Raw genomic sequence first — 11,723 nt, 5'->3', positions numbered from 1 at the left:
TCAGTACGATCCGCGCTGGGAAAACAGCGCAGGAATGGTCTTGGCGATGATGACGAAGTCTCGAGCGAGCGACCAATTGTTGAGATAGTGGACGTCGAGAGAAACCCTGTAGTCGTAACTGACGTCGTTGCGCCCGCTGGTTTGCCATTGACCGGTCAGTCCCGGACGGACTGCCATATAGGCCCACATATGTTCACCGTAGCGCGGCAATTCCTCGGCTGTGACCGGGCGGGGTCCGACGAGGCTCATTTCGCCGCGCACGATATTGATCAGCTGGGGAAGCTCGTCGATGCTCGAGCGCCTGAGGATATCGCCGACTGCGGTAATCCTCGGATCGTTCTTCAGCTTGCGCGTTGCTTCCCATTCGCTGCGGGCCGCCGGGTTGTTCTGCAGCAGTTCGGCAAGCTGAGCGCTCGCATCGGTCTTCATCGTCCGGAACTTCATGCATCCGAAGGGCGCGCCGCCGAAGCCAATGCGTGTATGGGAATACAAGACGGGGCCGCGGTCGGACAGTTTCACGATCAATGCCACGATCAGCAGAAGCGGGGAGAGCAAGACCAGCGCGGTGATCGCGACAACAAGGTCGATAGCTCGCTTCGCCGACCTGCCCACTGAGCGAGGCTGGGACTCCCGTAACTCGCCGCCCTTTGCCGTCCGTTCGACGCGCGACCAGGTCTCAAAACTGTGTGCTTCCCATGTCATCGCGGCCTCCAAAAAATTGCCGTCAAGAACCATTCAAAGCTTGCTGCGCCGCACCCTGATTGTCTGTTACCAAGGTCATAATTCTTAATTAATTCTTTATGCTACCACGATGGATAAGAGATTTCCGATCGCTTAGCTGTGTCATCAATTCTTTTAAGTGGTTCTGTAATCTCCACTAAGATGAATATTCTCTAATATTCGATATCGTAGTTCTGATGTTGCTTTTAACGCGTTGATTGTTTTTGATCAAAATAGTCTCTTTATGTGCATGAATACTAGTTAGAACGATGAATTTTTGACCTTTGCGCCGCAAATTTTTGAGGTATTGAGACTTTAATTTGATATAGACTTGAAATTTTGTCACGCTTTGCTGATGTTATTTGACTAACGTACTAATCCAAGATAATTGCTGCAGTGCAGCATTCATAGAGTCATTCTCGTACTGGAGTGGAGTGCATGGACGGGATCACGCATGCATCAGATCGCAGACTCGGCATCGGCAAGGCCGCGATTTCGACCAATGGCGGCATTCGTCTCAACAGTGGTATCGTTATCGAAGATGAATTTCTTTCATGCCGCTCGAGCGTACGGCGTTTCCGTCGTGGCGAGGTCATTGCCGGCGCCGGCGTCCTTGTCGATATGTTCGCTCGCGTGCATTCGGGATTGGTCAGTGCAAGCACGATGCTGCCTGACGGCAGGGAATTCATCGTCGAAATCATTCCGAAAACAGGTCTGATCGGCGAGCTTGAAGTCTTGCGCCGGCAGACGTTGAACCTCGAATACCGAGCCGGTTCCAATTGCGAGCTGCATTTCTTCGAAGGCCGGCTGCTGCGCGACATGTATGCCAGCGATCCTTACTTCCGCGAAAAAGTCTTCTCCAGGGCCTTGGCGCGTATCTCGGAGCTTGAAGATAGGATCATCGCCAATGCGGCGTCGACGCTGCAGGCAAGATTGGCGAGCACGCTGCTGCGGCTCTCGGCTGTTTACGGAAAAGATGCCGCAAACAGCGGCAACGAAGTGATTATCTCGCAAAATGATCTGGCTGCAACGCTGCCGGCGTCCCGCGAGAAGGTCAATCAGTGCCTGCGGCGCCTGCGCGAATGCAAGATCATCGACGGAGGGCAGGGCAAGATCAGAATTCTCAATCGCAAGGCGCTTGAGGCCTGTGTAAATGGCGCGTTTTCGGTGAAGTGATGCACCCGTCGCTTTCCGATGTCCACGGATTCGCCGCAAATGCCAGCCGCTTTCCCGGCGGCGGCACGCCAAGGATCGATCGCGTGGTCGTCATCGACGACTACTCGGTGGCCAGGGGCGGGGCAACAGGGTTGGCGGTCCTGTCAGCCAAGCTTTTTCGAGGCCTGGATATCCCCGTCACTTATATTTGTGGCGATGACGCGGCCAACGCGGAGCTTGCTGCGCTTGGTGTCTCCATGGTTGGCTTGAACAGCCGCGATCTGCTGAGCGCCGACCGCGCGAAGGCTTTCGTGACCGGCATTCATAATGGGGCGGCAACCCGAATGGTTGCCAACTGGATTGCCGCAGAAGATACGGCAAATACCGTCTATCACGTACATGGCTGGCATCAGATACTGTCGCCGGCGCTTTTCCGAGCACTGGCTCCGGTCGCGGGACGGTGTTTGGTTCACGCCCATGACTTCTTCACCGCCTGTCCCAATGGCGCCTTCTTCGATTACCAGGCGCAAGAGATCTGCCTTCGGCGTCCGCTCGGTGCGGGCTGCATTGCGACGGCGTGCGACAAGCGAAGTTATTCGCACAAATTGTGGCGGGTCGCCCGCGGCTCGAATATCCTCAGGCTTTTGAAGGCGCAGGCCGGTTTCGGCCGGATCATCCTGCTGCATGAGAAAATGGCGAGCTTTCTCGTCGGCGCCGGCTATCGGCCCGACCGGCTGACGACGATCCGCAATCCCGTCGCTCCCCTGTCGAAACAGCGCATCGAGGCGGAGGCGAACGACGAGTTCGTCTTCATCGGACGGCTCGATGAGGAAAAGGGTGTGGAGGACGCCGTGGCCGCGACGCGAAGAGCGGGTGCCAGGCTCTGCGTGATCGGTGACGGGCCACTGAGGGGTTTGGTTGAGGCTTCCGGCGATCACGTCAGGACCGTCGGCTGGCAATCGCATGCGGAGATCGGCACCACGATCCGCAAAGCGCGGGCCTTGTTGATGCCCTCGCGTTATCCCGAACCGTTCGGCCTCGTGGCGATCGAAGCGGCGAGGAGCGGCCTCCCCGTGATCATGTCGCGCAACGCATTCCTTGCCGAAGAAATGGAGCAGGCCGGTATGGCATTCGCCTGCGACACGGGTGATGAGATCGTCTTTGCCGATGCCTTGATGCGCTTTAGCCAAATGCCGAGGCATGAAATCCGCGCCATGAGCGAGAGGGCTTTCCTGATGTCTCCGGATCTAGCCTCGACGCATGAGCAATGGCGCGACGCGCTCCTTGCCGAATATTGCAGCCTGCTTTCGATGAATGCGGTTCCCGAGCTGACAGACGGTGTGGCGACACAAGGAGTATTCCTTTGACCTTCAAAGCAACAACCTCTCTTTCCGACGCAAGGGCATTTCTCGGCGATGCGCCGGTAATGGCGAAAAAGCGTGCGGCCGAGGCAGCAAGCGTCAAGGAAACCGGGCAACTGCGCGTTGCCATCGTGCATTACTGGCTCGTCTCGATGCGCGGCGGCGAGAAGGTCGTTGAAGAATTGTGCCGTATGTTTCCGCAGGCCGACATCTTCACTCTTGTCTGCAACCGGGACCGCATCAGCGATTTTCTAAAGACGCGGAACATCCGCACGTCCTTTCTGCAGAAGATACCGGGCGCGCAGCGGCATTACACCAAGATGCTGCCGCTGATGCCCTTCGCGCTCGAGCAGTTCGATCTGCAGGACTACGATCTCGTGCTGTCGAGCGAATCCGGGCCGGCCAAAGGTATCATCACGCGCGCCGACGCGCTGCATGTCTGCTACTGCCATTCACCGATGCGCTACATCTGGGACCAGTTCCATGTCTATCGCCATGGTCTTCCCTGGATCGGCCGCGCCCTGATGTCGCTCACCGCGCCCATGCTGCGCGCCTGGGATGTGACGACGGCCTCGCGGGTGGATACGTTCGTGGCCAATTCCGACTATGTCGCCAGCCGTATCCGGCGCTTCTACGACCGGGATTCCGTCGTCATCCATCCGCCCGTTGCGACCGACGATTTTGCGGTGGGCAAGGGTAAAGGCGAGTTTTATCTCTATGCCGGGCAGCTGACGACCTACAAGCGGCCTGATATTGCGGTCCGCGCCTGCACCGAGGCCGGCCGGAAGCTCGTCGTGATCGGCGAGGGAGAACAGCTGTCCTATCTGAAGTCGATCGCCGGGCCGACCGTTGAGTTCCTTGGTCATCAGCCTTTCAACGTGCTGCGCGACCACCTGTCGCGATGCCGCGCGTTGCTGTTTCCGGGCACCGAGGATTTCGGCATCCTGCCGGTGGAAGCCATGGCATCGGGCCGTCCGGTTCTCGCCTTCGACGCCGGCGGCGCCAGGGAAACCGTTTCGTCGCCGCAGGTCGGCTTCCGCTTTGCCGAACAGACGACGGAAGCGCTGCTTGAGACGATGGCAGCATTGGAAGAAATCGAGGACGATATCGATCCGCAAGCGATCCGCGCGCACTCGCTGAAATTCTCCTCCGCCGTGTTCCGCGATCGTCTGGCCGATCTCATCGAGCAACAGCTGTCCGCCCGAGGCGACCGATCCACAGAGGGCCTGAGAAGACGGCCGGGCTGAGAACAGGTGCCGGAGCTGCGTCATCTTGCGGCCGCGACTGAATCCGTCTCAATCCGCCAACGAGGAATAGATAGCAGATCATGTCAAGCGTATCTCAGAGGACGGCGACGGCAAGCATCTGGACGATCAGCGGAAAGTTCCTCGCGCGGCTGCTCGATTTTGTAAGCCTGCTTATCCTGGCGAGGCTTTTGAGTCCCGCGGACTTCGGTCTGGTCGCCATTGCAACCTCGGTTCTCGTCATCGTCGAAACGATTCTGGATCTGCCATTGACGCAGGCTCTGCTGCGACAGCCGTCGCCTTCCAGAGAGATGTTTGCCACGGCTTTCACTCTCAGCCTGCTTCGAGGGGCGGCTATCAGTCTGCTGATGATCGTCCTCTCCTGGCCGATGGCCCTGATCTACGGCGATCCCCGGCTTTTTGCCCTCGTCGCCGTTCTCTCGATCGCGCCTGCCATGCGCAGCATGATCAGCCCGCGGATGGTGCTCTTCATGCAGCGGTTCGATTTCAGGCGCGAATTCGTGCTCGATCTGATTACCAAGGGATCGACATTGCTGTTCGGTGTCGGCGTGGCGGTGGCGACGGGCAGCTATTGGGGGCTCGCGGTCGGCGCGGTCTCAGGCCCGACCGCGGCGATGATCACCTCCTATGTCTTTGCCCCGATGCGGCCGGCATTCAGTCTGTCGGAATGGAAGCATTTTCAGGACATGATCAGCTGGAACACCGTGTCGCAAGTGCTGAATTCGATCAACTGGCAGCTGGACCGGCTGCTCTTGCCGCGTTTTACCGGCCTGTCGACATTCGGAGCCTTCAGCGTCGCCGACAACATTGCCGGAATTCCGTATCAAACCTTCGTCGGGCCGCTGCTGCGCCCGCTGATAGCCGGATTCTCCACCGTCGAAGACCGCCGCAATCTGGTCGCTGCCTACCTGAAGGCGACAAACGCGATCACCTTCGTTGCAGCCCCCGTTCTGATCGCGCTCGCCATGCTCGCCGAGCCGACCGTGCGCGTCCTCGTCGGCGAGAAATGGGCATCCGCCGCGCCGATCCTGCAATGGCTCTGCGTTGTCAGCCTGCTCGGTCTTCCCACGAATATCATGCCGGCATTGGCGATGGTGCTGGATAACACCCGTTCCCTCGCTCTCAGAATGTTTGCCGAATTCGCCGTCAGGGTGCCGGTGACTATTCTTGGCATCGCCTATTTCCAGGTGGCCGGCGCGCTCGGCGCTCGGATCATCGCCGTACTCGTCGCCTATGCCGCGTCGCTCATCATCACCCGGCGGCTGATCGGAGCGAGCTTTGCCGCGCAGCTGAACGCCTTTTGCCGGCCGCTGGCCGCCAGCGTGCCGATGATCGCTTTCCTGCTCTGGGTGCGGCCGATGCTCGCCGCCATGCCTGTCGGCTTCAATCTGATCGCCAGCCTGGCGGTTTGCGGCGCTGCGGCCGCGGCGATTTTCTGGGCCTTGGCGCTGCTGCTGTGGCAGATCGTCGGACGGCCCGACGGTATCGAGACTATCGTCGTGCAAAGGCTGGCACCGCGGCGAAACGGAGTTCTCACCTCATGATGGCGAGAGGTGAAGCCCAGCGATCGGGTTTGGCGTTTTCGGAGAATCGGAATGCGTTACAGGATATCTTCTAAGACTTTGGGTCTGCTCGTCGTTCTTGGTCTGGGAGCTTTGCCCGGCAAGCCGAGCGTGGCCCAGGAGCCGATCAATATGAATGCGTATCAGCTGACGTTCGAGGAAAATTTCGACAACCTCGACGTCTCGGCATGGGGAGAGAGAAGTTCCCGCTGGATCGCTCACACGCCTTGGAACGGGGATTTCGGCGATGCCCGCTTTACGGATCCGGCGCCCGATTTTCCGTTTACGACCGATCAGGGAATCCTGAAGATCGAGGCTCGCAAGGGCGAGGATGGAACCTGGCGATCAGGCCTCCTCTCGGCTGTCAATCCGAAAGGCGAGGGCTTTTCGCAGCAATTCGGCTATTTCGAAGCGCGGATGAAGCTGCCGCCGGGCAAGGGGGTGTGGCCGGCCTTCTGGCTCATCGGGCTCGACCGCGCGAAATACACCGCGGAGATCGATGTCCTGGAATATTATGGACGCGCGCCCTACGAGTTCAGCATGGGCTTTCATATCTGGCGCCAGGCTCATGGCGGCCAGAATTCCAACGGCGGCTATTGGAAGACCGTCCAGGATGGTATTTTGAACAGCGAATATCATACCTACGGCGTCGATATCCAGGCCGACAAGACGACCTTCTACCTGGATCGCCAGTACCTGTGGAGCTTCGATACACCGACGGAGTTCCACATGCCTTTCTATCCACTGGTGAATCTGGCGCTCGGCTCGGGTTGGCCGATCGACGAAACGCCGAACCCGTCCATCCTGCTCGTCGACTATATCCACGTCTACAAGCGCAAACCCGCTGATGTGGCGAACTGAACAAGCAGCGCCGTCCGTTCTATCGCTTGCTCCGGCAACTGAGACCGGTTTGCGGATCGAAAAGGTGCATCGCCTCCTCGTCGAAGAAGAGGGTGAGTTTGTCACCCTCACGGACCGGCGTGCGCGGCGGCAGGCAGGCCATCAGGCGCTGGTTTCCGGCCAAGGCGGTGACGACGAGCTCCGGGCCGGTCAACTCCGCAACCTCTGAAATTGCCTCGAGCGAAGCCCCGGATCCGGCCGTTCGAAGGGACTCCGGGCGGATGCCGAGGATGAGGTCTCGGCCATCGGCCGCCGCCTTGCCGAAACGGACGGGCAAAGGCAGGCTGGCATTGGAACCAGAGAGCACCAGTCGATTATCCCGGACGGTTGCCGTCAGCAGGTTCATCGGCGGCGCGCCGACGAAGGTGGCGACATAGAGCGTCGCCGGACTGTTGTAGATCTCTTCCGGCGTGCCCAGCTGCTCGATGCGGCCGTCGCGCATGACGGCGATGCGGCTCGCAAGCGTCATCGCCTCGATCTGGTCATGAGTGACATAGACGACCGTGGTCTTCAGCATCTGGTGCAGCCGCTTTATCTCGGTGCGCATTTCCATGCGCAGCTTGGCGTCGAGATTGGAAAGCGGCTCGTCGAAGAGAAACACCTCCGGCTTGCGCACCAGCGCACGGCCGATCGCAACGCGCTGCCGCTGGCCGCCCGAGAGCTGGCTCGGCTTGCGATCGAGCAGATTTTCAATCTGCAGGAGCTTTGCCGCATCGCGCACGGCCCTGTCGCGCTCCGGCGCCGGAACCTTGCGCATTTCCAGCCCGAAGCCGATGTTCCGGTGCACCGTCAGATTGGGATAGAGCGCATAGGATTGAAAGACCATTGCGATGTCGCGGTCCTTTGGATGTACGCGGAGCACCGAGCGGCCGCCGATCCTGACATCACCGCTCGTCGCCTCGGCAAGGCCGGCGATGATGTTCAAGAGCGTTGACTTGCCGCAGCCGGAAGAACCGAGCAGGACGAGGAATTCGCCGCTTTCCAAAGAGATATCGATGCCTTTCAGCGTCTCGACGTCGCCATAGGTCTTGCGGATATTTTCGATGTCGAGCGCGCTCATGATTGTGGCTCCTGAGGAGAGGCCGGGTCGCCGTAGCTGCGGGGGAGGGTGGAGATGGCGCGCGAGGCGACCTCGGTTCCCGCTCTCAGGCAAGACGTCAAAGGTTCATTCTTTGCCAGCGCTGCGAGGAAGGCGGCATTGAAGACATCGCCGGCGCCGATCGTGTCGACGACTGCGACAACGGGCGCGGCCACCGACACCAGCTGGCCGTCAGGTCCGATCGCGATGGCGCCATCGGGGCCGCGTTTGACGAGGACGATCGCACCTTGCGGCATATGCGAGCGGATGTGCCGGGCGGCTTCGATCGGATCGGCGACACCGGCAAGCGTCGTCGTTTCGACCTCGTTGAGCAGCGCGATGCGGCTGCGAGAAAGCCAAGCGCGTGTCGCAGCGCAATTCTCCTCAGTCCAGCCGTCAAGCGGCCAGCCGGTGTCGAGGGCGACGGCGATGTCATGGCTCTCGGCCCAGTCGAAGAAGGCGTCATATTGGCTGGTCAGATCGTCGGTGAGAAAGCCGCCGCAGAGAAGCGCGTAGCCGCCGCGGAGCCTTTCGCCGTCGATAACGGCGAAGACATCGGCCAGGCTGAAGCGCGGCAGGTGGCCCCGCGTCGTGAAGAAGGTGCGTTCACCGTCGGGGTGGGTGATGCCGACGGAGAGCGTCGTCTGTTCAGGACGCACCGGCCACTTCTCGGAACGGTGGCCGAAGGCTTCGGCCAGCCAGCGACCGAACTGGTCGCTGCCGATATTGGCGGCGATCTCGAATTCGACTCCGAGCGCCTGCCAGGCGAGCGCACTGTTGCCGGCTGATCCACCGACGCGCAACTCGTCATGATCGACAATGATTTCCGTGCCGGCCTTGGGCCAGGGGGCGGCCGGTCCGAGGATCAGGTCGACATTGACGTTGCCGATGACTGCAAGCGGCCGCATTCATTCGCTCCGGGTAATCTTGGTGGATCGAACCGGCGTTCCGGCATTCTCGACGCGGGCGTCGGCAAAGGCGATCATCAGCCGCTGGGCGACCGGCAGCATGGCGAAGATCGCGGCAAGGCCGGTTGCCGGGGCGAAGCGGATTGTCACCGCGCCGGCCACTGAAGCTTCGCTCGATGAGTCAAAGAGGATGACGGGAGCGCCGGTCTGGACAGCAGACATCGCCATTGCCGTTACCAGGCCGGCCGTCTCGTCCAGACCGCGCAACAGCACGACGCCAATCTCCGGCCCCAGCATTTCCATCGGGCCATGGCGGAGCTGCCCGCCTTCGAGGGAAAAGCAGGGGCGGCGCGAAAGCTCCGTCAATCCGAGCGCCAGCGCTTCGGCGACACCTTGCAGGCGGCGGCCTGACGTGACGACGGTCGCGACGTTTTCGAGTGCTGCAAGCGCGGCTGCGACGTCATGCTCTTCCGGCGACCTGAGGACGGCAAGCGCCGGGGCCGGATCTTCGCCAAGGGCGGCGAGGATTGCCAGATGCAAAGCAAAGGTCACCGTCAGGCTGCGGGTGGCTGCAAAGGCGAGCTCGGTGCCGCCGCTGCCGATCAGCGAGGGGGCGGTCCTGGCCAGGAAGGAACTGCCTTCAAGCGTCAGGCCGAAAGTTTCCGGCGTCCCGCCGGTCTCGTTGAACCAGCGCAGGACCTCGGCGCTTTCGCCCGATTGCGAGGTAACGAAGATCGTCCTGCCGCCGATCGGCAGCGGCTGGCCGAGCTGCTCGGAGAGCGGCAGCGCGACGGCATCGATGCCAAGACCACGGTAGAGTGGTTCGACGGCGCGGTTTACCGCATGCGAGCCGCCCATGCCGATCAGGAGCAGGCGGCCGGTCTTTTTCAGCGAGGCGGCGGCTCTTGCCGCCATCGGTCCGGCCGTTTCATAGGAGGCGATTGCATCGGCGTGCTGGCGGGCCATTTCGCGATCGATCGCAGCAAGCCCGGCAGGCCGGTTTCTTTCTGTTGTCATGTTCATCCCTTGACGCCGCCGCTGGTAAGCCCGGAAATCAGGGCGCGTTGCATGACGAGACCGATCAACACGGGGGGCAGGGCGGCGAGCACGCCTGCCGTGGCGATCAGTCCGTAATCGGAGACGCGGCCGCCGGCGAGATCTGCGATAGCGACGGTCAGCGTTTTGGCGCGCTGGTCCGAGGTGAAGAGCAGCGCATAGAAGAATTCATCCCAGGCAAGCAGGAATGCAAAGAGGCTCGAGGTCGCCACCACCGGGGCGGCGAGCGGCAATGTGATGATCCGGAGCGTCTGGAACAGGCCGGCGCCGTCGATCATCGCGGCAGATTCGATCTCGCGCGGGATGGAATCGAAGCCGGATTTCATCAGCCAAGTGGTGAAGGGCGCCAGGATCGTCAAATAGACGAGGGCGAGGCCGAAGACGTTGTTCAGCATGCCGAGATGGGAGAGGCCCATATAGAGCGGTACGGCGAGCGCCACTGGCGGCAGCATATAGGTTGCAATCACCATCGACAGCGACCAGCCGACGGAAGGTGTGCGCGACACGGCCCAGCCGGCGGGAATGGCAAGCGCGATGGCGGCGATCGTCGCCGTGCCCGCCACCTCGATGCTGTTGCGCAGCGACGAGGTGAAGGCGGCGCCGGCGCTGTTTTCGAGTGTCGACAGCAGCACCTGGTATCGCGAAAAATCCACCGCCTGCGGCCACCAGCGCAGCGGCTTCGCGGCGAGATCGGCAGCCGGCGCGATGCTCATGATGAAAAGCCAGAGGATCGGAGCCAGGATGACAGCGGCAAGCAGCAGGGCGCAGAGGTGAATGAATGCTGAGAAGAGCGGGCTCCGGCGTTCCATCAGGCGGCGCTCCCGGCGGTCTTACGCACGAGCGCCGCGTATCCTGCGGCAAGCAGCGTTACCAGCAGCGTGACGATCAGGGCGAGCGATGCGCCCGAGCCCGCGCGCTGGAAGGAGAAGGCTTCCTGATAGACGAGGATCGAGAGCGTGCGTGTGCTATTGGCCGGGCCGCCGCGGGTCATGACCCAGATGATGTCGAACACCTTGAACGCTTCGATCGTGCGCAGCACGAGCGCCACCATCAGCGGGCCGGCGAGATAGGGCAGGATGACGAAGCGGAAACGCGCGAAGGGGCCGGCGCCGTCGACGAGCGAGGCGGCGGTGATGTCGCGCGGCACGGCCTGGAGTGCGGCGAGCGCGATTAGCGCCACCAGCGGGAAATTCTTCCAGCAGTCGGCGACGATGAGGGCGGCGAGCGCCGTGCCCGGTTCGCCGAGCCATGAGCGGTAGGCGTCGAGCAGGCCGAGTTGCGTCAGCGCGGCGTTCAGCGCGCCATATTCCGGATTGTAGATCAGCCGCCACAGCGTGGCGTTGACGACGGTCGGCAGCGCCCAGGGCAGGATCATCAGGGCACGAAGCGCGGTGCGGCCGCGGAATTGCTGGTTCAGCAGGAGGGCGGCCAGCACGCCGATCACCATTTCGGCGGCGACCGAGACGATCGCGAACCATGCTGTGGTGACGAGCGTGCGCTGGAAATTCGAGCCGGAGAGCATCTTTGCGTAATTGTCGATGCCGACGAAGCTGCCCTCGGTGCCAACGAGCTTTGCGTCGGTGAAGGAGAGGCCGACGGTATCGACCAGAGGCCAGCCGATCACCGAGATCATGACCACGAGAAGCGGCAGCATCAGAAGCCACGCGCGGGTTGTCAGCCAAGTGCCCGACATCGAGGCGCCCTTTTCATTCATAGGT

The 11,723-nt window shown here is 61.4% G+C and carries 11 protein-coding genes; 5 read left to right on the top strand and 6 right to left on the bottom strand.

Annotated features, from left to right (window positions below; genetic code table 11):
- A complete protein-coding gene (locus NMA58_RS16230; RefSeq protein WP_221113589.1) occupies positions 1-702 on the bottom strand; it encodes a sugar transferase in 702 nt (233 codons plus the stop codon).
- Positions 703-1,158: 456 nt separating this feature from the next.
- Between NMA58_RS16230 and NMA58_RS16225 the strand changes: the two genes are divergently transcribed.
- The 5 genes from NMA58_RS16225 to NMA58_RS16205 all read left to right on the top strand — a co-directional run bounded on the left by NMA58_RS16225 (position 1,159) and on the right by NMA58_RS16205 (position 6,924).
- Positions 1,159-1,896 (top strand): Crp/Fnr family transcriptional regulator, encoded by a 738-nt coding sequence (locus NMA58_RS16225; protein WP_434711220.1) that lies wholly within the window; start codon positions 1,159-1,161, stop codon positions 1,894-1,896.
- Positions 1,896-3,242 carry a glycosyltransferase family 4 protein gene (locus NMA58_RS16220; RefSeq protein WP_434711218.1) on the top strand — a complete coding sequence of 449 codons (1,347 nt, stop codon included), beginning with the start codon at positions 1,896-1,898 and terminating at the stop codon, positions 3,240-3,242. The genes NMA58_RS16225 and NMA58_RS16220 overlap by 1 nt, the downstream gene beginning before the upstream one ends.
- Entirely contained in the window at positions 3,239-4,483 is a 1,245-nt protein-coding gene (locus NMA58_RS16215) for a glycosyltransferase family 4 protein (RefSeq protein ID WP_434711216.1), read from the top strand. Before NMA58_RS16220 ends, NMA58_RS16215 begins: the two co-directional genes overlap by 4 nt.
- A gap of 80 nt (positions 4,484-4,563) precedes the next feature.
- Positions 4,564-6,045 (top strand): lipopolysaccharide biosynthesis protein, encoded by a 1,482-nt coding sequence (locus NMA58_RS16210; protein ID WP_430958603.1) that lies wholly within the window; start codon positions 4,564-4,566, stop codon positions 6,043-6,045.
- A gap of 51 nt (positions 6,046-6,096) precedes the next feature.
- Positions 6,097-6,924 carry a glycoside hydrolase family 16 protein gene (locus tag NMA58_RS16205; protein WP_430958602.1) on the top strand — a complete coding sequence of 276 codons (828 nt, stop codon included), beginning with the start codon at positions 6,097-6,099 and terminating at the stop codon, positions 6,922-6,924.
- Between the two features lie 19 nt (positions 6,925-6,943).
- Here NMA58_RS16205 and NMA58_RS16200 read toward each other — a convergent pair whose 3' ends face one another.
- The 5 genes from NMA58_RS16200 to NMA58_RS16180 are packed head-to-tail and all read right to left on the bottom strand — an operon-like array spanning position 6,944 to position 11,698.
- The gene (locus NMA58_RS16200) at positions 6,944-8,023 is read right to left on the bottom strand and encodes an ABC transporter ATP-binding protein (protein ID WP_430958601.1); all 1,080 of its coding nucleotides are present in this window, start codon (positions 8,021-8,023) and stop codon (positions 6,944-6,946) included.
- Positions 8,020-8,949, bottom strand: a complete 930-nt coding sequence (locus NMA58_RS16195; RefSeq protein ID WP_434711213.1) for a PfkB family carbohydrate kinase — start codon at positions 8,947-8,949, stop codon at positions 8,020-8,022. Before NMA58_RS16195 ends, NMA58_RS16200 begins: the two co-directional genes overlap by 4 nt.
- A complete protein-coding gene (locus NMA58_RS16190) occupies positions 8,950-9,972 on the bottom strand; it encodes an SIS domain-containing protein (protein ID WP_430958599.1) in 1,023 nt (340 codons plus the stop codon).
- Positions 9,969-10,814, bottom strand: a complete 846-nt coding sequence (locus tag NMA58_RS16185) for a carbohydrate ABC transporter permease (protein WP_285194084.1) — start codon at positions 10,812-10,814, stop codon at positions 9,969-9,971. Before NMA58_RS16185 ends, NMA58_RS16190 begins: the two co-directional genes overlap by 4 nt.
- Positions 10,814-11,698 (bottom strand): carbohydrate ABC transporter permease, encoded by an 885-nt coding sequence (locus tag NMA58_RS16180; protein ID WP_434711210.1) that lies wholly within the window; start codon positions 11,696-11,698, stop codon positions 10,814-10,816. Before NMA58_RS16180 ends, NMA58_RS16185 begins: the two co-directional genes overlap by 1 nt.
- Positions 11,699-11,723 lie beyond the last annotated feature (25 nt).

Origin of the sequence: Rhizobium sp. YTUHZ045, from assembly GCF_051124255.1 — a bacterium.
Classification (GTDB): Bacteria; Pseudomonadota; Alphaproteobacteria; order Rhizobiales; family Rhizobiaceae; genus Rhizobium.
This window is presented reverse-complemented; position numbering and strand designations above follow the sequence as displayed.